The 19,105-nt window shown below is 60.3% G+C and carries 19 protein-coding genes; 5 read left to right on the top strand and 14 right to left on the bottom strand.

What is annotated here, in order from left to right; genetic code table 11:
* Positions 1-99 precede the first annotated feature (99 nt).
* Together AC1MEW_RS07125 and AC1MEW_RS07120 are read right to left on the bottom strand one after the other, a co-directional pair.
* Positions 100-861 carry a YdcF family protein gene (locus tag AC1MEW_RS07125; protein ID WP_201198145.1) on the bottom strand — a complete coding sequence of 254 codons (762 nt, stop codon included), beginning with the start codon at positions 859-861 and terminating at the stop codon, positions 100-102.
* Positions 862-967: 106 nt separating this feature from the next.
* Positions 968-1,288 carry a hypothetical protein gene (locus AC1MEW_RS07120; RefSeq protein ID WP_201198146.1) on the bottom strand — a complete coding sequence of 107 codons (321 nt, stop codon included), beginning with the start codon at positions 1,286-1,288 and terminating at the stop codon, positions 968-970.
* Between the two features lie 281 nt (positions 1,289-1,569).
* Here AC1MEW_RS07120 and leuS point away from each other — a divergent pair, with 281 nt between their 5' ends.
* The 5 genes from leuS to AC1MEW_RS07095 all read left to right on the top strand — a co-directional run bounded on the left by leuS (position 1,570) and on the right by AC1MEW_RS07095 (position 7,688).
* On the top strand, positions 1,570-4,176 hold the full coding sequence (gene leuS / locus AC1MEW_RS07115; protein WP_323570299.1) for a leucine--tRNA ligase: 2,607 nt from the start codon (positions 1,570-1,572) through the stop codon (positions 4,174-4,176).
* 87 nt (positions 4,177-4,263) lie between these two features.
* On the top strand, positions 4,264-4,869 hold the full coding sequence (locus AC1MEW_RS07110) for an LPS-assembly lipoprotein LptE (RefSeq protein ID WP_201198148.1): 606 nt from the start codon (positions 4,264-4,266) through the stop codon (positions 4,867-4,869).
* Positions 4,870-4,908: 39 nt separating this feature from the next.
* Positions 4,909-5,946 (top strand): DNA polymerase III subunit delta, encoded by a 1,038-nt coding sequence (gene holA, locus AC1MEW_RS07105; protein WP_201205038.1) that lies wholly within the window; start codon positions 4,909-4,911, stop codon positions 5,944-5,946.
* A 193-nt stretch (positions 5,947-6,139) separates the two neighbouring features.
* On the top strand, positions 6,140-6,304 hold the full coding sequence (gene arfA, locus AC1MEW_RS07100) for an alternative ribosome rescue factor ArfA (protein WP_056744572.1): 165 nt from the start codon (positions 6,140-6,142) through the stop codon (positions 6,302-6,304).
* 61 nt (positions 6,305-6,365) lie between these two features.
* Positions 6,366-7,688, top strand: coding sequence for a lytic murein transglycosylase (locus AC1MEW_RS07095; protein WP_480425805.1), 1,323 nt, complete (start codon positions 6,366-6,368; stop codon positions 7,686-7,688).
* Between the two features lie 93 nt (positions 7,689-7,781).
* Here the strand turns inward: AC1MEW_RS07095 and AC1MEW_RS07090 are convergent, their stop codons facing one another.
* From AC1MEW_RS07090 to nadD, 12 genes are all read right to left on the bottom strand, one after another.
* Positions 7,782-8,732 (bottom strand): S66 peptidase family protein, encoded by a 951-nt coding sequence (locus AC1MEW_RS07090; protein WP_480425803.1) that lies wholly within the window; start codon positions 8,730-8,732, stop codon positions 7,782-7,784.
* Positions 8,733-8,907: 175 nt separating this feature from the next.
* Positions 8,908-9,933 (bottom strand): lipoyl synthase, encoded by a 1,026-nt coding sequence (lipA, locus tag AC1MEW_RS07085; RefSeq protein ID WP_131063091.1) that lies wholly within the window; start codon positions 9,931-9,933, stop codon positions 8,908-8,910.
* A 1-nt stretch (position 9,934) separates the two neighbouring features.
* Positions 9,935-10,582, bottom strand: a complete 648-nt coding sequence (gene lipB, locus AC1MEW_RS07080; RefSeq protein ID WP_201198151.1) for a lipoyl(octanoyl) transferase LipB — start codon at positions 10,580-10,582, stop codon at positions 9,935-9,937.
* Positions 10,582-10,857: a DUF493 domain-containing protein gene (locus AC1MEW_RS07075; RefSeq protein ID WP_201191917.1), complete on the bottom strand. Its 276-nt coding sequence runs from the start codon at positions 10,855-10,857 to the stop codon at positions 10,582-10,584. Before AC1MEW_RS07075 ends, lipB begins: the two co-directional genes overlap by 1 nt.
* A gap of 86 nt (positions 10,858-10,943) precedes the next feature.
* The gene (locus tag AC1MEW_RS07070) at positions 10,944-12,101 is read right to left on the bottom strand and encodes a D-alanyl-D-alanine carboxypeptidase family protein (protein WP_201198153.1); all 1,158 of its coding nucleotides are present in this window, start codon (positions 12,099-12,101) and stop codon (positions 10,944-10,946) included.
* A gap of 185 nt (positions 12,102-12,286) precedes the next feature.
* Positions 12,287-13,300: a septal ring lytic transglycosylase RlpA family protein gene (locus tag AC1MEW_RS07065; protein ID WP_201198154.1), complete on the bottom strand. Its 1,014-nt coding sequence runs from the start codon at positions 13,298-13,300 to the stop codon at positions 12,287-12,289.
* On the bottom strand, positions 13,300-14,310 hold the full coding sequence (gene mltB / locus AC1MEW_RS07060; protein WP_201191913.1) for a lytic murein transglycosylase B: 1,011 nt from the start codon (positions 14,308-14,310) through the stop codon (positions 13,300-13,302). Before mltB ends, AC1MEW_RS07065 begins: the two co-directional genes overlap by 1 nt.
* Before the next feature lie 17 nt (positions 14,311-14,327).
* A complete protein-coding gene (gene rodA / locus AC1MEW_RS07055; protein WP_201205042.1) occupies positions 14,328-15,431 on the bottom strand; it encodes a rod shape-determining protein RodA in 1,104 nt (367 codons plus the stop codon).
* A gap of 31 nt (positions 15,432-15,462) precedes the next feature.
* Positions 15,463-17,358, bottom strand: coding sequence for a penicillin-binding protein 2 (gene mrdA / locus AC1MEW_RS07050; RefSeq protein ID WP_201198155.1), 1,896 nt, complete (start codon positions 17,356-17,358; stop codon positions 15,463-15,465).
* Positions 17,359-17,368: 10 nt separating this feature from the next.
* Positions 17,369-17,836 (bottom strand): 23S rRNA (pseudouridine(1915)-N(3))-methyltransferase RlmH, encoded by a 468-nt coding sequence (rlmH, locus tag AC1MEW_RS07045; protein ID WP_003185785.1) that lies wholly within the window; start codon positions 17,834-17,836, stop codon positions 17,369-17,371.
* Positions 17,837-17,845: 9 nt separating this feature from the next.
* Entirely contained in the window at positions 17,846-18,340 is a 495-nt protein-coding gene (gene rsfS, locus AC1MEW_RS07040; protein ID WP_131063098.1) for a ribosome silencing factor, read from the bottom strand.
* A gap of 74 nt (positions 18,341-18,414) precedes the next feature.
* Positions 18,415-19,104, bottom strand: a complete 690-nt coding sequence (nadD, locus tag AC1MEW_RS07035) for a nicotinate-nucleotide adenylyltransferase (RefSeq protein WP_201198156.1) — start codon at positions 19,102-19,104, stop codon at positions 18,415-18,417.
* Between the last annotated feature and the right edge of the window lies 1 nt (position 19,105).

Here is a 19,105-nt window from a genome sequence, read left to right as displayed (position 1 = left end):
CTGCGGAGCGGCCCCCGGCATTCGTTCAGTCAGACCGCGCTAGCAGGTTTTACGACTGCTTCGCAGCCGAACGGGGGCAAGCCCCCTCGCCACAGTGGTTTAGCGGTAGAAAATCGAATACCCGATCTGCCCCACCGCCTCATTCAACAACTGCCCGGATTGCCAAATCGACTTGAACTCCGGCATCCAGCCACCCAACGGCCGGGCATTGTCCACGCCTAGAAACCCCACCGGCGCCGGCACCACTTCAAATCCCGCCTGCTTGAAACTCCAGACTGCCCGCGGCATGTGCCAGGCCTGAGTCACCACGACCACGCGTTTGACGCCCTGCGGCAACAGCACCTCGGCACTGAACTGCGCATTTTCCCAAGTCGTGCGACTACGCCCTTCCTGCCAACGCACCGTCACGCCGAAATCATCGAGCAACGAATCGGCCATCAATTTGGCTTCCGTCGGTGGCGTGCCGTAGTGCAATCCGCCGCTGGTCAGGATCGGCAGGCCGGAGGCCTTGGCCAGTCGCGCAGCATAACGCTGGCGTTCCAGGCCGACGCCGGTCGGCTGATCGGCGCCCCAGGCCAAATCGCCCCGCTCACGCCCCGAGCCCAGCACAACGATCGCATCGGCGCGCTGAGCCAGGGTTGCCCATTCATTGAGCGCCAGCGCCGGCTCCCGCTCCAAAGCCTTGGCGCTCCATTGCACCACCACCGGCAAGCTCATCAGCCAGAACCCGCCGAGCCCCAGCGCAAAGCACAATCCGGCCAGTCGCGGCCGTGAGCGGCGCAACCACCAGGCAAGCGCCAGCAGCAGCAAAAGAATGCCGGGAGGCAACAGAAGTTGTTTCACGAAATAACGAAAAGGCATCGAGCATCTCCAGAGATGCCCGAAGCCTAAGTGGGTTGACGCAATGCGACAACTAATGCGGAAGGACTATGCTTTAAAAAACCATAGGTCATGGCTTCAAGTGCCCTTACTTGAACTGCAGAGACCGAACCTTTACCGCGTCCCTGCCGGGTGTTTTGTCCTTGAGCCAGATGATCTTGGCCGAACGTGGTGCGTCGAGTTGCTTCACTGCTTCTGACAAGCATCCGTGTGTTTCACGTTCACTGCGATCCAGATACGCCTTGACCAATGCAAACTCTGCGGGACTCAGGCCTCGCAACTCCAGCTCCAGGGGACGTTCATCACGCAACCGACCGGCGGTTTTCGCCGCGTCCAGGGCCATTCCCAGACGATCGATCAGTCGTTCATACAGCTCCGGTTTTGTAACTTTACGTTGTGACTCAACCATCCCTCACCTCATTGAAGATAAGACTCACTCCCCAATTAGGAGCTTAGCTTCCATGAACAAACCGGCTGAACCCTGCGACCAACGGCCCTCGCAGCAGGTTTGGAGCCAACTTTTGCATGTAATCAGGGTTTCCCTCGATAGAGTGCGGTCATGTATGCTACGGCGCTTCCTGTAACTCCACTTCCAGCTCGTCTGGACACCGAACCGCCGATTTGGCGAGATCACCGTCCAGCGTTGCATTGAAGAGGATTAGGCCACCCCTATTCAGTTCAAAAGTAGCCATGCACGAACAATATCAGCCCCGTGAAATCGAAGCCGCCGCCCAGTCGTTCTGGGACGAGCAAAAGTCCTTTGAAGTCAGTGAACAGCCAGGCAAGGAGACTTTCTACTGCCTGTCGATGTTCCCTTACCCCAGCGGCAAGCTACACATGGGGCACGTGCGCAACTACACCATCGGCGACGTGATCTCCCGCTACCAGCGCATGCAAGGCAAGAACGTCCTGCAACCCATGGGTTGGGACGCCTTCGGCATGCCGGCAGAAAACGCCGCGATGAAGAACAACGTAGCGCCCGCCAAGTGGACCTACGAAAACATCGCCTACATGAAAACCCAGCTGCGCAGCCTGGGCCTGGCGGTGGACTGGTCCCGCGAGGTGACTACCTGCAAGCCTGATTACTACCGCTGGGAACAATGGCTGTTCACTCGCCTGTTCGAAAAAGGCGTGATCTATCGCAAAAACGGCACCGTGAACTGGGACCCGGTCGATCAGACCGTCCTGGCTAACGAACAGGTGATCGACGGTCGCGGCTGGCGCTCCGGCGCGCTGATCGAAAAGCGCGAAATCCCGATGTACTACTTCAAGATCACCGCTTATGCGGATGAGTTGCTGTCGAGCCTCGACGACTTGCCGGGCTGGCCTGAACAGGTCAAGACCATGCAGCGCAACTGGATCGGCAAATCCCGCGGTATGGAAGTGCAGTTCCCGTACAACGTCGATTCCATCGGCGAAAGCGGCGTACTGAAAGTCTTCACCACCCGTCCGGACACCCTGATGGGCGCGACCTACGTTGCCGTGGCCGCCGAACACCACTTGGCCGCCTTGGCCGCGCAGAACAACCCTGAGCTGCAAGCGTTCATCGCTGAATGCAAGGGCGGCAGCGTTGCTGAAGCCGACGTCGCCACCCAAGAGAAAAAAGGCCTGCCGACCTCGCTGTTCGTCGAGCACCCGCTGACCGGTGAGAAGCTCCCGGTGTGGGTCGCCAACTACGTACTCATGCATTACGGCGATGGCGCGGTAATGGCGGTTCCGGCGCACGATGAGCGCGATTTCGAATTCGCCACCAAGTACAACTTGCCGATCAAATCCGTGGTGCGCACCAGCTCCGGCGACACCAACCCGTCGCCATGGCAAGACGCTTACGGCGAACACGGCACGCTGATCAACTCCGGCGAGTTCGACGGCCTCGACTTCGAAGGCGCCTTCGATGCCATGGAAGTTGCGCTGATCAAGAAAGAACTCGGTGCCTCGCGCACCCAGTTCCGTCTGCGCGACTGGGGCATCAGCCGTCAGCGCTACTGGGGCTGCCCGATCCCGATCATCCACTGCGACACCTGCGGTGATGTGCCGGTCCCGGAAGATCAACTGCCCGTCGTACTGCCGGAAGACGTCGTTCCGGATGGCGCCGGTTCGCCACTGGCACGCATGCCTGAGTTTTACGAGTGCACTTGCCCGAAATGCGGCCAGCCTGCCAAGCGTGAAACCGACACCATGGACACCTTCGTCGAGTCCTCGTGGTACTACGCCCGTTACGCCTCGCCGCACTATGAAGGCGGTTTGGTCGAGAAATCGGCGGCCGACCACTGGTTGCCGGTGGATCAGTACATCGGCGGTATCGAACACGCGATTCTTCACCTGCTTTATGCGCGCTTCTTCCACAAGCTGATGCGCGACGAAGGCCTGGTGAGCTCCAACGAGCCGTTCAAGAACTTGCTGACCCAAGGCATGGTGATCGCCGAGACTTACTATCGTCGCGAAGCCAATGGTGCCTACACCTGGTTCAACCCGGCGGACGTAGAACTTGAGCGTGACAGCAAGGCCAAGGTCATTAGCGCCAAACTGATCTCCGACGGCCTGCCGGTGGAAATCGGTGGCACCGAGAAGATGGCCAAGTCGAAGAACAACGGCGTCGACCCACAGTCGATGATTGACCAGTTCGGTGCAGACACCTGCCGCCTGTTCATGATGTTCGCTTCGCCACCAGACATGAGCGCGGAATGGTCCGACTCCGGCGTCGAGGGTTCGCACCGCTTCCTCAAGCGCGTCTGGCGTCTGGCTCAAGCGCACGTCACTCAGGGTCTGCCGGGCAAACTTGACGTCGCCAGCCTGAACGACGAGCAGAAAGCCGTTCGCCGCTCGATCCACCTGGCCATCAAACAAGCCAGCCAGGACGTCGGCCAGCACCACAAATTCAACACCGCCATCGCCCAAGTGATGACGCTGATGAACGTGCTGGAAAAAGCCCCGCAAGGCACCGAACAGGATCGCGCGCTGCTTCAAGAAGGCCTGGAAACCGTGACCTTGCTGCTGGCTCCAATCACGCCGCACATCAGCCATGAGTTGTGGAATCAGCTGGGTCACGCCGATCCTGTGATCGACGCCGGCTGGCCGGTGCAAGATGACAGCGCTTTGGTACAGGACAGCCTGATACTGGTCATCCAGGTCAACGGCAAACTGCGCGGCCAGATCGAAATGCCGGCCAGCGCCACCCGCGAAGAAGTCGAAGCCGCCGCACGGGCCAATGAAAACGTGCTGCGCTTCGTCGATGGCCTGACTATTCGTAAAGTGATTGTAGTGCCCGGGAAACTGGTCAATATCGTCGCCAGCTAATTGGATCAGGCGCCAGGTGAGCCTGGCGCCGCGTAAAACCTTTCGGGCCGCACGGTCGGCCCACATGGTTTCAAGGGGAGCAACAAGATGATCAAACGCAACTTGCTGGTGATGGGCCTCGCAGTCCTGTTGAGCGCCTGCGGTTTCCAGCTGCGCGGCACCGGCACTACCGAACTGGCGATCAAGGAACTCGACGTGAGCGCCCGCAACGCTTACGGCGAAACCGTGACGCAACTGCGCCAAGTGCTGCAGAGCAGCGGCGTCAAGGTCTACACCGGAGCACCGTATAAGCTGATTCTGACGGATGAGCAGGAAAACCAGCGCATCCTCAGTTATGCCGGTGCCGGCCGTACAGGTGAGTACCAGGTGACCACGGTGCTGAACTACGAAATCCGTGGTGAGCACGATCTGACACTGAAGAGCGACAAGCTCGAAGTTGAGAAGATCTTCATTCACGACGGCAACAACCTGGTGGGTTCCGACCAGGAAGCCAACACTGCCCGCGTAGAAACCCGTCGCGAACTGGTTCAGCGCATGATCCTGCGCCTGCAACAGATCACCCCGGCTCAGCTGGATCAGTTGCAAGCGACCGCGAATGCACGTGCCAAGGCTGACGCCGATGCACTGCAAGCCGCGCAGAAGGCTGAAGCGGAAACCCCGCGTCAGTCGCCCGTCGAAATCCCGCAGCAGTAAGACTTACGGGGCGCTCAGGCGCCCCGTTTGCCCTCTCTTATGAAACTCGCCCCCGCCCAACTCGCCAAACACCTGCAAGGCGCCCTTGCGCCGGTCTACGTCATCAGTGGCGATGACCCACTGTTGTGCCAGGAGGCAGCCGACGCCATCCGCGCGGCTGCTCGTCAGCAGGGTTTTGATGAACGCCAGGTCTTCGCCGCCGACGCCAGTTTCGACTGGGGTACGTTGTTGCAGGCCGGTGCCAGCATGTCGTTGTTCGCTGAAAAGCGTCTTCTGGAACTTCGCCTGCCGTCAGGCAAGCCGGGTGACAAAGGCGCCGCCGCGTTTATCGAATACTGTGGGCGCCCGGCCGAAGACACCGTACTGCTGATCAGCTTGCCCAAGCTCGATGGCGCCGCCCAGAAAACCAAGTGGGGCAAGGCGCTGGTTGAAGGTTCACAGACCCAGTTCTTGCAGATTTGGCCGGTGGATGCCAACCAGTTGCCGAGCTGGATTCGCCAGCGGTTGTCCCAGGCCGGGTTGTCTGCCAGCCAGGACGCTGTCGAACTGATCGCCGCACGGGTCGAGGGCAACCTGTTGGCCGCGGCCCAGGAAATCGAAAAGCTCAAGCTGATGGCCGAGGGTGGCCAGATCACCGTCGAAACCGTGCAGGCTGCCGTCGCCGACAGTGCACGCTTTGACGTGTTCGGCCTGACCGACGCGATTCTCAACGGCGAAGCCGCCCACGCCTTGCGCATGCTCGAAGGGCTGCGTGGTGAAGGCGTCGAACCCCCGGTCATTCTCTGGGCCCTGGCCCGTGAACTGCGCTTGCTGGCCAGCCTGGCGCTGCAATACAGCCAGGGCGTGCCGCTGGACAAAGCGTTCAGTTCGGCCCGACCACCGGTCTGGGACAAACGCAAACCACTGATGAGCAAAGCCCTGCAACGCTACTCCGCGCAACGCTGGGCGCAGTTGTTGCTGGAAGCGCAGCGCATTGATGCGCAAATCAAAGGCCAGGCCGCCGGTTCGCCGTGGATGAGTTTGAGTCGGTTGTCGTTGTTGATGGCCGGGCAGAGATTGTCGTTGCCGGCCGAGTAAGATCAAAAGCAAGATCAAGAGATCGCAGCCTTCGGCAGCTCCTACAGGTATACAAGTTCCCAAGGAGCTGCCGAAGGCTGCGATTTTTTGATCTTTCTTCCTACAAAACTCACATCCATCTGCCCTATAGACAGAACCCAAACTTCGGCAGATTATTTCCCCCGCAAAACCCACCTACCTGTGAGATTTCATCATGAGCAAAAAGCCATCCAAGCATGGCCCCAACAAGGCCAAATCCATCATCGCCCAGCCACTGTTCCGCAGCCGTCAGGAACCCGCCGGCAAGGGCAAAGGCAGCTACCGCCGCGAAGCCTTCCAGTCTAATAGCTGGGAGGCTTCTTACTTTCTGGCCGCTTAAAGCAGAACACCCCTTCTACATGTTAAGGTCTGCATCTGATTCGTATTCCCTGGACCTGTGCATGCCCCTTCGTCTTTCCCGTCGTTGGCACCTTCGCCAATTGATTGCTGCCTCCAGCCTCATACTGCTTGTCGCCTGCGCGGAAAAACCGACCGCCGCCGACGCCCAACCGCTTCAGACTCTCCCCGTCACAACGGCTCCTGCGGTCATACCGCCAGTCGTGCCGACAGGCGAAGACCTCGACATCCAGCCGACGCAGACCTTCGCTGAATGGCAGGCCGGTTTCCGCAAGGACGCCCTGGCCGCCGGCATCCGCGCCGATCTGTTCGACCGCGTGTTCGCCAATGTCAGCTTCGACGAAAGCGTCATCCGCGCCGACCGCAGCCAACCGGAATTCTCCCGCCCGGTGTGGGAATACCTCGACGGTGCGCTGTCGCCGTTGCGGGTTCGCAAAGGTCAGGCCTTGGTCGGCCAGTACGCCGATATCCTGCAAAGCATCGAACAGCGTTATGGCGTTGATCGCCAGGCACTCGTTGCGGTCTGGGGCATGGAGAGTAACTTCGGGCAGTTCCAGGGCACCAAGTCGGTGATCAACTCCCTGGCGACCCTGGCCTATGAAGGACGACGCCCGGGCTTTGCTCATGCGCAGTTGATTGCGGCCCTGCAAATCCTGCAACAGGGCGATATCACGCCGGAGAAAATGCTTGGTTCCTGGGCCGGCGCCATGGGCCAGACCCAATTCATTCCGACTACTTACAACACCCACGCCGTGGATTTCGATGGCGACGGTCGCCGCGACATCTGGGGCAGCCCGGCCGATGCCCTGGCCTCGACCGCGCACTACCTGCAAAGCTCCGGCTGGCAGAAAGGCCAGCCGTGGGGCTTCGAAGTGCAACTGGCTGGCGGCTTCAACTATGCCTTGGCCGACGGCGCCATCCGCAAAAGCGTCGCCGAATGGCTGCAAATGGGCGTGACCCTGCCCAATGGCGAACAGGTCCCGGCCGGCGCTGAACACCTGTCTGCCGCCCTGTTGTTGCCGGCGGGCTATCGCGGCCCGGCGTTCCTGATCCTCGACAACTTCCGGGCGATCCTGAAGTACAACAACTCGTCGTCGTACGCCTTGGCGGTGAGCCTGTTGTCGGAGCGTTTCCACGGCGCCGGCCTGATCAGCGGCACCTGGCCGAAAGATGATTTGCCGCTGAGTCGAAGCGAGCGGATCGAACTGCAAAACCTGCTGAGCGCCCAGAACTACGAGGCCGGCAACGCCGATGGCATCATTGGCGCCAACACCCGCAAGGCGATCCGTAGCGCCCAACAGTCGTTTGGCTGGCCGGCGGATGGGTATCCGACGCACAAGTTGCTGGAAGGTTTGCGCAGCCGCTAAAAGCTTCGCGGGCAAGCCTCGCTCCTACAGGGTTATGTAACTCCTGTAGGAGCGAGGCTTGCCCGCGAAGACTGACTAACTGGCAACCGCGTTCTAACGCCTGACCACCACATCCTGCTCCAACACCAACACCTTATTCCCCGCATCCAGCCGCACCAACGCCCCCATCGGCAACGTCAGGTTCGGCTCACAATGCCCGCTACGCCAACCGGCCAGTACCGGAATCCGCAGCGGCTCGAAGGTTTGCTTGAGCAGCAATGCCAGCGCAGCGGCGTCAACCCCCGCCACATCCCCGACCAGAACCCCGCGCAATTTGTGCAGCGTGCCCGCCAGGCGCAATTGCGTCAGCAGCCGGTCAATGCGGTACAGCGGCTCGTTGACGTCCTCGACGAACAGAATCACACCCTCTGCATCCATTTCGTATGGCGTGCCCATGATCGAGGCAATCATCGACAGATTGCCGCCCAGCAAGCGCCCATGAGCGATGCCAGGCTCGATAGTGGTCAACGGGTAGGCCACCGGGTGGGACAACACGCTACCCGCCTTCACCTGCCCGCGCAGCATGCTGAAGAACGACGACTCGGTCGGCTGCTGCTTGTCGCCCAGCAGGTCGGCGTTGAGCAGCGGACCATGAAAGGTCACGAAACCTGCGTAACGACTGATCGCCACGTGCAGCGCGGTGATGTCGCTGTAGCCGATAAAGGGCTTGGCATTGGCACGCAACAAGTCGAAGTCGATGCGATCCAGCAAGCGCGGCGTACCGTAACCGCCGCGCAGGCAAATAATCGCGTCGACCTCGGTGTCGGCGAAGGCACCGTGCAGGTCATTGAGCCGCACATCGTCACTGCCAGCCAGGTAGCCGTCTTTCTCGTAAACGCCGGGGAATACCCGCAGCGAATAGCCTCGGGCGCGCATCCATTGCAGCGCCCTTTCAGTGTCCAGCGGCGCGGGACCAGCGGGCGCAATCACGCCGATCACCCCTTCCGACGGCAAGGCCGGTACAGGTGCGTGAGGAAAAAGGGTATGGGTCGGTCGAACGGTCATCCATGAATCTCCCTGCGTTAAAACTTCTGCACACAGTAGTCAGGAACGGGAACAAACAGAAGAGGGTCAGTTGCGCCGCGCATTGCAGGAAAAGCCTCTGCTGGACGTAGGCAAGGCAAAAAAACGCCCGCAAGGCCTGAAAAGCCATGCGGGCGTTTTTTGTGTCATCGGCAAATCACAAGGACGACATCAGCTCGGCTTTAACCAGCTTCGCCTGCTCGTCGGCATGGTACGAGGAACGTACCAACGGGCCGGAAGCCACGTTCTTGAAGCCCATCTTGTAACCTTCCTCGGCGAACCAGGCGAACACGTCCGGGTGCACAAAGCGCTGCACCGGCAAGTGGCTGCGGGACGGTTGCAGGTACTGGCCGAGGGTCAGCATGTCGATGTCGTGTTCGCGCATGCGCTTCATGACTTCGATGACTTCTTCGTCGGTCTCGCCCAGGCCCAGCATCAAGCCGGATTTGGTCGGAATGTGCGGCATCATCTGCTTGAAGCGTTGCAGCAGGGTCAGCGACCACTGGTAATCCGAACCCGGACGCGCAGCCTTGTACAGGCGCGGCACGGTTTCCAGGTTGTGGTTGAACACATCTGGTGGCTCGGCGGCGGTGATTTCCAGCGCCACGTCCATGCGCCCACGGTAATCCGGGACCAGGGTTTCGAGCTGCACGTTCGGCGACAGCTTGCGGATCTCGCGGATGCAATCGGCAAAGTGCTGGGCACCGCCGTCACGCAGGTCATCGCGGTCCACCGAAGTGATTACGACGTACTTGAGTTTCAGGTCGGCAATGGCGATGGCCAGGCTTTCAGGTTCGTTGACGTCCAATGGTTTCGGACGACCGTGGCCGACGTCGCAGAACGGACAGCGACGGGTGCAGATGTCGCCCATGATCATGAAGGTCGCGGTGCCGCCGGAGAAGCACTCGCCCAGGTTCGGGCAGGACGCTTCTTCGCAGACGCTGTGCAGCTTGTGTTTGCGCAGCAAGGCCTTGATGCGGTCGACTTCCGGGGAAACCGGGATGCGCACGCGAATCCAGTCAGGCTTCTTCGGCAGTTCGGTGGTCGGAATGATCTTTACCGGGATGCGTGCAACCTTCTCGGCGCCGCGCAGCTTGACGCCGGCTTCAACCTTGGCACGCGGGGCCGGGCGCTCGGTAACATCCAGCGTCGGGATCATGGTTTGCACTGCATCAGTAGTCATATCAGTCGATTCCGCCCGTGAGGGTCGTCTGCTCAGCATAGTCGAGGTGTTTGACGAGCTGCGCGCGCAGCCGGGCACTTACCTCGGCAAATTCAATCGATCCTGCGTGATCGCTCAGCTGGGTCATCGCCAGCCCGGCGTAGCCGCAGGGATTAATCCGTCGAAACGGTTCCAGGTTCATGTCCACGTTCAGGGCCAGGCCATGAAAGGAACAACCGTGGCGGATCCGCAGACCCAGAGAAGCGATTTTCGCCCCGTCGACGTAGACGCCCGGCGCGTCTGGCTTGGCTGCAGCAGTAACGCCATAGCTGGCCAGCAACTCGATCAGGCAAAGCTCCATGCGGGTGACCAGGTCACGCACGCCGAAACCCAGTTTGCGCACATCCAGCAACAGGTAAGCCACCAATTGGCCTGGGCCGTGATAAGTCACCTGACCACCGCGATCAACCTGCACCACCGGGATATCTCCCGGCAGCAACAGGTGCTCGGCCTTGCCGGCCTGGCCCTGGGTGAACACCGGCGGGTGTTCCACCAGCCAGATCTCGTCCGCAGCATCAGTGCCGCGTTCGTTGGTAAAGCGTTGCATGGCATGCCAGACCGGCTCGTAAGCCATCTGGCCGAGCTCACGAAAGCCCAGCGTGCCAGACATCACAACACCATGTGTACGAAACCGGTAGCCCGAAGCTCGCTGTTGATGTCGTACAGCTGGTCTTGACCGGTGGCGATGATGTGCAACTGGATGGTGGTGTACTTGCCGTTGCTGCTTTGGCGTTCGTCCACACGCTCATCGTTGACCGTCGCGTGTTTCTTGACGATGTCGATGATCTTTTGCTTGATGTCGACAATGGTGTCGCCGATCACTTTGATCGGGTAGTCATTGGCGGGAAATTCGATCTTTGGCGCCTTTACTTCTGTGTCTGTCATGGCGTAACGGCCTCGTAAGCGTAAGCCGTGGCAACGAACATGGCCCCGCTCCGGATGGGAACGGGGCCATGCTGGTCCACACTAATTCAGTTGAACAAGCCGTAGAAGAATAGACGGATGCTATCCCACATGCGGCGGAAGATACCACCTTCGTCGACCGCGTCCAGAGCGATCAGGTCAGCGCTGTGCACTACCTTGTCGTCCAGTTTCACTTCGACTTTACCGATCACGTCGCCCTTGGCGATTGGCGCAACCAGTTGCGGGTTCATGGTCATGCTGGCGGCGAGCTTTTTCAGCTGGCCTTTTGGCAGGGTCATGGTCAGGTCTTCAGCCAGGCCGGCCTTGACTTGATTGGTGGTGCCTTTCCAGACCGGGGCCTGAGCCAGCTCGGCGCCTTTCTGATAGAAGGTCTGGGTTTCGAAGAAGCGGAAACCGTAAGTCAGCAGCTTTTGCGTTTCGGAAGCACGAGCCACTTCGCTGTTGGTGCCGAACACCACGGCGATCAGGCGCATGCCATCACGTACAGCCGAAGACACCATGCAGTAGCCGGCTTCCTCGGTGTGACCGGTTTTCAGACCATCAACGGTCTTGTCGCGCCACAGCAGCAAGTTGCGGTTAGGCTGCTTGATGCCGTTCCAGAAGAACTCTTTCTGCGAGTAGATCGCATAGTGAGCCGGGTCTTCGTGGATGATCGCGCGAGCCAGGATTGCCATGTCATGAGCTGTCGAGTAGTGCTCAGGGTTCGGCAGGCCGGTCGGGTTCATGAAGTGGGTGTTGGACATGCCCAGATCAGCGACCGTTTTGTTCATCAGGTCGGCGAACGCGTCTTCGCTACCGGCGATGTGCTCGGAGAGCGCAACACTGGCGTCGTTACCCGACTGAATGATGATGCCGTGCAGCAGGTCGCTGACAGTGACCTGCGAGCCGACCTTGATGAACATCCGCGAACCGCCGGTACGCCAGGCGTTTTCGCTGACGGTCACCGGATCGTTTTCGCCGATCTGGCCGCGACGGATTTCCAGGGTCGCAATGTACGCGGTCATCAGCTTGGTCAAGCTGGCTGGCGGCAGACGCTGGTCACCGTTGTTCTCAACCAGCACGTTGCCGCTGCTGGCATCCATGAGCACATAGGCTTTAGCGGCCAGTTGTGGTGGCGACGGCATCATCTCGACCGCGAAGGCGGCTGGCGAGATGAGCAGCGGGACTAGAAGGCACAGGCGTTTGGCAAAGGTGGTGATGTTCATCCGTCTCTCGAAATCGCTAATGGAAACTTACCCTAAGGGGCAAAACTAATCAGACAGCTTTCTAACGAGCTGTCGCGTGTTCAGTTGCTCACTCTGTAACCCTTGCCGGGCTTTTGTTCTTCAACGAGCCAACAACCAGGTTCACCCCCCAAACCGCAAGCGAACCCTCAATCTAGTACTGCGTGTTACTCGGCGGTGACCAGGCTCGGTGAACCGAGATTGGCCATTCGCACGCTGTTCTGCACTTGCTGGATCTCACCCTGAGAACCGATCGGCCCCATGCGCACCCGATGCAGTGTCTGTTGGTTGCGCACGATCGAGCTGATGAACACCGGAGCGCTCACCATCCCGCTGAGCTTCGATCTCAGGAGTTCTGCAGCGTCCGGGTTGGCGAACGCGCCCACCTGCAGATACTGGCCAGAGGCTGGTACAGAAGCGTTTTTTTTTGCAGCGATTTGCACAGGCACAGTGTCCGACGCGTGTTGCTGCGGCGGTGGCGTCCACTGCTCGACAGTCCCCGCAGAGGCGGTAATCGTCGGCGCGGCATTTTGCGCTACTTGAGGCTCATTGAGCATCAAAGGCGCCGGACGGCCCTTGGCAGCCCACCACTCTTGCGGATCAATCCCTTCAACCTTGACCCGCGCGGTACCGATTTCGGCATAACCGAGCTTCTTGGCGGCAGCGTAGGACAGGTCGATGATGCGGTCCGAATAGAACGGCCCACGGTCATTGACCCGCAGAATCACGCTCTTGTTGTTGTCCAGGTTGGTCACCCGAACGTAACTTGGCAGCGGTAAGGTCTTGTGGGCGGCACTCATGCCGTACAGGTCATACACTTCGCCGTTGGCGGTGTTCTGACCGTGGAACTTGGTGCCGTACCAGGAAGCTGTGCCGGAAGCGACGTAGCGCTTGGAATCGCTCAACGGGAAGTAAGTCTTGCCCAGCACCGTGTACGGGTTGGCCTTGTAGGCGCCTGTGTGCAGGGTTGGCGTGGCATCCGGGATGCGCGAAACATCGACATCCCACCATGGCGCGCCATCTTTGTGGGCGCGGTTGACATCCAGCCCCGGCATGGCGCGCACGGCGGTTCCAGAGGACTTCTGAGTCGGCGCGCGGCTCGTCGAACAACTGGCGAGCAGCACCGCCAACGCGGCGAATGCCATCAGCTTCAGGGGTTTTTTAATAGGCAATGCCCGCATTACTTGACGCCCCGTGCTTGGACCAGCTGTTCAGACAGTTGATGTACGGCCATGGCGTACATCACGCTGCGGTTATAACGCGTGATCGCGTAAAAATTCTTCAGGCCCATCCAGTATTCAGGGCCATTGTCACCTTCCAGGCGGAAAGCGGTGACCGGCATATCGTCGCGCAGCGCATCATGACTCGACCACCCCAGCGCCCGCAACTCCCCGACGGTTTTTGTCGGCTCGATGCCGGTGGTCAAACCGTCGTCGACCTGATCGCCACGCACGTCGGCGCGGCTGACCACAGGCTCACCGGCCACCCAGCCGTGGCGCTTGAAGTAACTGGCGACGCTGCCAATGGCATCGTCCGGGTTGGTCCAGATATTAATGTGGCCGTCACCGTCAAAGTCCACCGCATAAGCGCGAAAACTGCTTGGCATGAACTGCGGCAAGCCCATGGCACCGGCGTAGGAGCCTTTGAGGGTCAACGGATCAACCTGCTCTTCCCGGGCCAGTAGCAGGAATTCACGCAATTCCTTGCGGAAAAACTCGGCACGGGGAGGATAGTCGAAACCCAGGGTCGACAACGCGTCGATCACCCGGTAATTGCCGGTATTGCGGCCGAAAAAGGTTTCAACGCCGATGATCGAGACAATCACCTGGGCTGGCACACCGTATTCCTGTTCGGCACGGGCCAGTACCGCCTCGTGCTGACGCCAGAAGTCCACACCACGGGCGATGCGCGCGTCGGTGATGAACATCGGGCGATATTCTTTCCACTGTTTAACCCGTTCGGCGGGTTTGGAGATGGCGTCCAGGATTGCCTGCTTGCGTTCGGCTTCACGGAACACAGCCATCAGCTGTTCACCGGCAAAGCCGTAGTCGCGGGTCATTTCACCGACGAATTCGGCCACCTGGGGTGAGCCTTCGTAATCGCCGGCCCGCGTTTGTTCCGCGGTACCAAGGATGCCTACCAGGCCGACCCACGGCGCGTATCGAGTCGCCCAGCCACGCATTGCTTGCATTGAAATCTTCACCTTATTCAAACCTGTGCGATCCACTTACGATGGGTATGGATCGACATCAAAACCCCAAACGCTGACAGCAACGTCACCAGCGAAGTTCCTCCGTAGCTAATGAACGGCAACGGCACCCCCACAACCGGCAACAGGCCACTGACCATACCGATGTTGACGAAAACGTAAACAAAAAACGTCATGGTCAGGCTACCGGCCAGCAATTTGCCGAATAAAGTCTGGGCCTGGGCGGTAATCACCAGGCCGCGACCGATCAACAACAGGTAAATCAGCAACAGCGCACAAATGCCCACCAGGCCGAATTCCTCACCCAGTACCGCAATAATGAAGTCCGTGTGGCTTTCCGGCAGGAAGTCCAGGTGCGACTGAGTACCCAGCAGCCAGCCCTTGCCGAATACGCCGCCGGAACCAATGGCGGCCTTGGACTGAATGATGTTCCAGCCAGTGCCCAGCGGATCGCTTTCCGGGTCGAGGAAGGTCAGGATTCGCTGCTTCTGGTAGTCGTGCATGATGAAGAACCACATCGCCACCGCCACCGGCACCGCCGCGGCGATCACGCTGAGAATCCAGCGCCAGCGCAGACCACCCATGAACAGGACGAATGCGCCGCCAGCAAGGATCAGCAGCGAAGTGCCGAGGTCTGGCTGACGCACGATCAGGATGAACGGCAACCCGATCAGAAACAGACTGACGCCCACATGCTTGAGTTGTGGCGGCAAAGTACGCTTGGAGAGATACCAGGCGATAGTTGCCGGCATCAGGATCTTCATGAATTCCGACGGCTGGAAGCGAATCACCCCGGGAATGTTGATCCAGCGCGTGGCGCCCATGGCGTTGTGGCCCATGACGTCCACCACCACCAGCAACAGCACGCCCAGTACATAACCGATCGGCACCCAACGGGCCATGAACCGCGGTTCGAACTGGGCAATCACGACCATCGACACCAAACCAATGCCGAACGAAGTGGCTTGCTTGGCCAGCAGGTCCCAGCTCTTGCCACTGGCCGAATACAGCACGAACAGGCTGCCGGCGGCGAGGGTCAGCAGCAGGATCAGCAACGGGCCGTCAATGTGCATGCGTTGCAGCAGCGTCGCACGGCGACGCATCACGTCCTCGCTGGAGAGGATGCGATCGAAATTACTCTTCACGGGCCGTAGCCTCCGCGCTGATAGGGCCGGCGTATTCCGGTTTGAGTCGGCCATCCTGGTCCAGGAGCCAGGCATCCATCACTTGTCGCACCACGGGCGCCGCGACGCCAGAACCGGACTCGCCGTTCTCGACCATCACCGACACCACGATTTTCGGGTTATCTGCTGGCGCAAAACCGACGAACAAGGCGTGGTCGCGGTGACGCTCCTGAACCTTGGAGCGGTCGTACTTCTCGCCCTGCTTGATTGCGACCACCTGGGCCGTACCGCTTTTGCCGGCGATCCGGTATTGCGAACCAATGGCCGCTTTACGCGCGGTACCGCGAGCACCGTGCATCACTTGCTGCATGCCGTGGTTGACCTTGGTCCAGTCGGACGGGTCGCGCAGGACGATGTCCGGCATCGGGTTCTCATCCTTCGGCCGCTCGCCCTCGACAGTCTTGGCCAGGTGCGGACGGTTCCAGATACCTTTGTTGGCGACCAGCGCCGTGGCCTGGGCCAGTTGCAGCGGCGTGGATTGCATGTAGCCCTGGCCGATCCCCAGAATCAGGGTTTCGCCCGGGAACCAGGCCTGGCGTCGGGTCGCCCGCTTCCACTCGCGGGACGGCATCAGCCCCGGGGACTCTTCGAACATGTCCAGCGAGACCTTTTGGCCAATGCCGAACTTGCCCAGGTAGGAGGACAACCGGTCGATGCCGAGCTTGTGGGCCAGGTCATAGAAGTAGGTGTCGTTGGAACGCATGATCGCCGTGTCCAGATCCACGTAGCCGTCGCCGGTACGGTTCCAGTTGCGGTATTTGTGATCGTAGTTGGGCAGCATGTAGTAGCCGGGGTCGAAGACCCGGGTCGAGGCCGTGACCACCCCCGAATCCAGACCGGCAATCGCCACTGCGGGCTTGATCGTCGAGCCCGGTGGGTACAGGCCGCGCAGCACGCGGTTGAACAGCGGCCGGTCGAGGGAATCGCGCAACTCGGCGTAAGCCTTGAAACTGATGCCGGTCACGAACAGGTTCGGGTCGAAACTCGGCTGACTGACCATGGCCAGGACTTCGCCGGTATTGGGGTCCAACGCCACCACGGCACCACGGCGACCACCGAGCGCCGTTTCAGCGGCTTCCTGCAATTTGATGTCCAGGCTCAGGACGATGTCCTTGCCGGGAATCGGATCGGTACGCTTGAGTACGCGCAATACGCGGCCCCGAGCGTTGGTCTCGACTTCTTCGTAACCCACCTGGCCATGCAGCTCGGGCTCGTAAAAGCGCTCGATGCCGGTTTTGCCAATTTGATGAGTACCGCTGTAACCCACCGGGTCCAGAGTTTTGAGCTCTTTCTCGTTGATCCGCCCCATGTAGCCCACGGAGTGCGCAAAGTGCGCGCCCTGCGGGTAATGCCGCACCAACTGCGCGACCACTTCCACACCCGGCAGCCGGAACTGGTTCACCGCGATCCGGGCGATCTGCTCTTCGGTCAGCTCAAACAGAATTGGCACCGGCTCGAACGGCCGGCGCCCCTGCTTCATGCGCTTCTCGAAGATCACCCGATCCTCGGGGGTCAGTTCCAGCACCTGGACGATCACGTCGAGCACTTGCTGCCAGTCGCCGGAGCGCTCGCGGGTCATGCTCAGGCTGAAGCTGGGCCGGTTATCGGCCACCACCACGCCATTACGGTCGTAGATCAACCCGCGAGTCGGCGGAATCGGCTGCACGTGGACGCGGTTGTTTTCCGACAGGGTCGAGTGGTACTCATATTGGATGACCTGCAGGAAATACAGCCGCGCGATCAACACACAGATCAGCGCCACCACCGCAATTGCCCCGAACACGACGCGGCCACGCACCAGACGGGCGTCTTTTTCGTGGTCCTTGATGCGGATCGGCTGGGGCATGAGGGCAGAGCTACTTGTGGTAAGGGTGGCCGGACAGCACTGTCCAGGCACGATACAACTGTTCGCCGATCAGAATCCGCACCAGCGGGTGCGGCAACGTCAACGGCGACAACGACCAGCGCTGATCCGCCCGGGCACAGACTTCCGGCGCCAGCCCTTCGGGGCCACCGACCATGAAGTTCACCGTGCGAGAGTCCAGCCGCCAGCGATCGAGTTCGACCGCCAGTTGCTCGGTACTCCAGGGCTTGCCGTGGACTTCGAGGGTGACAATCCGCTCGTTCGGCCCGACCTTGGCCAGCATGGCTTCGCCTTCCTGACGGATGAAGCGCGCCACGTCGGCGTTCTTGCCACGGGTGTTGAGCGGTATTTCCACCAGTTCCAGCGCCAGCTCGGACGGAAGACGCTTGGCATATTCATGCCAGCCTTCTTCCACCCACTTGGGCATGCGTGAACCGACGGCGATCAGTCGCAGTCGCACAGCGGTCCCTTACTGCTGGTCTTTGTTGAGCTTGATGAAATGCTCGTGGGTGTTTTCCGGGCTGTGGTGAGCCGCGTTCAGAGCACGGCTCTGTTCGGCGCCGGACCACAGACGCTCCAGGTCGTAAAACTGGCGAGCCGAAGCGGTCATCATGTGCACGATGACGTCGTCCATATCCAGCAGAACCCAGTCGCTGTCGCCCTTGCCTTCTTCACCCAGTGGCTTGACGCCCAGGGCTTTGACCGCTTCGCGGACCTTGTCCAGCATCGCGCCGATCTGGCGGTTGGAGGTACCGGTGGCGATGATCATGTAGTCAGTGATGCTCTGCTTTTCACGAACGTCGATGACCTGGATGTCCTGGCCTTTAACGTCTTCCAGGGCTGCTACGGCAACCTTGACCAGCTCATCACCCTTCAGGGGCTCGGTGGTGAGAACCGGCTCAGGCAGCGGGGCGCTCTTGAACGTGCCTTTGCGCTTTACTTTAGTTACGTCTTTGTTCGTCATATAAAACTCGTTTTGCTCGTATGTTCGGGCGTTTCAATACACGTCATTTCGTGCCTTGAAACATGCCCTTTTTTTCAGTTCGACGCACGGTAGAGACCGTGCGCATCGATGTAGGCCAGGACCGCGTCGGGCACCAGGAAACGTACCGACTTACCGCTGGCCAGCAGTTGACGGATCTGGGTGGCGGATACCGCGAGCGGTGTCTGCCAGACGAATGCAATCTGTCCGCTCGGCCCTTTTAGGGCCAGCGGGTCGCTCACCGAGCGTGCCGCCAACAGATTGCGCAAGGCATCCGGCGGTTCGCTGTCGGCATCCGGGCGTTGCAGCACCAGGATGTGGCAATGCTGGAGCAACTCTTCCCAGCGGTGCCAAGTGGGCAGGCCGCAAAATGCGTCCCAGCCCAAAAGTAGAAAAACCTGGGTCTCAGCGGCCATTTCGGCGCGCATCAATTCCAGGGTATCGATAGTGTAGGACGGTTTGTCCCGCTGCAATTCACGGGCGTCCACCACCAACGGTGCCACACCGGCCACCGCGCACTCGACCATCGCCAGACGGTCCTGCGCCGACACCTGTGGCGTGTCCCGATGCGGCGGTCTGGCACTGGGTGTCAGACGCAGTTCATCGAGGCCCAACGATTCGGCGACTTCCAGTGCACCGCGCAAATGGCCGATGTGCACCGGGTCGAAGGTTCCGCCCAGCACGCCAATGCGTCGAGGCTCAGCCTCGCCGGCAGTGACCGGGGCTGACGGGTCGAGATCGCCCAAG

Source organism: Pseudomonas sp. ASL4, from assembly GCF_056680395.1.
This window is presented reverse-complemented; position numbering and strand designations above follow the sequence as displayed.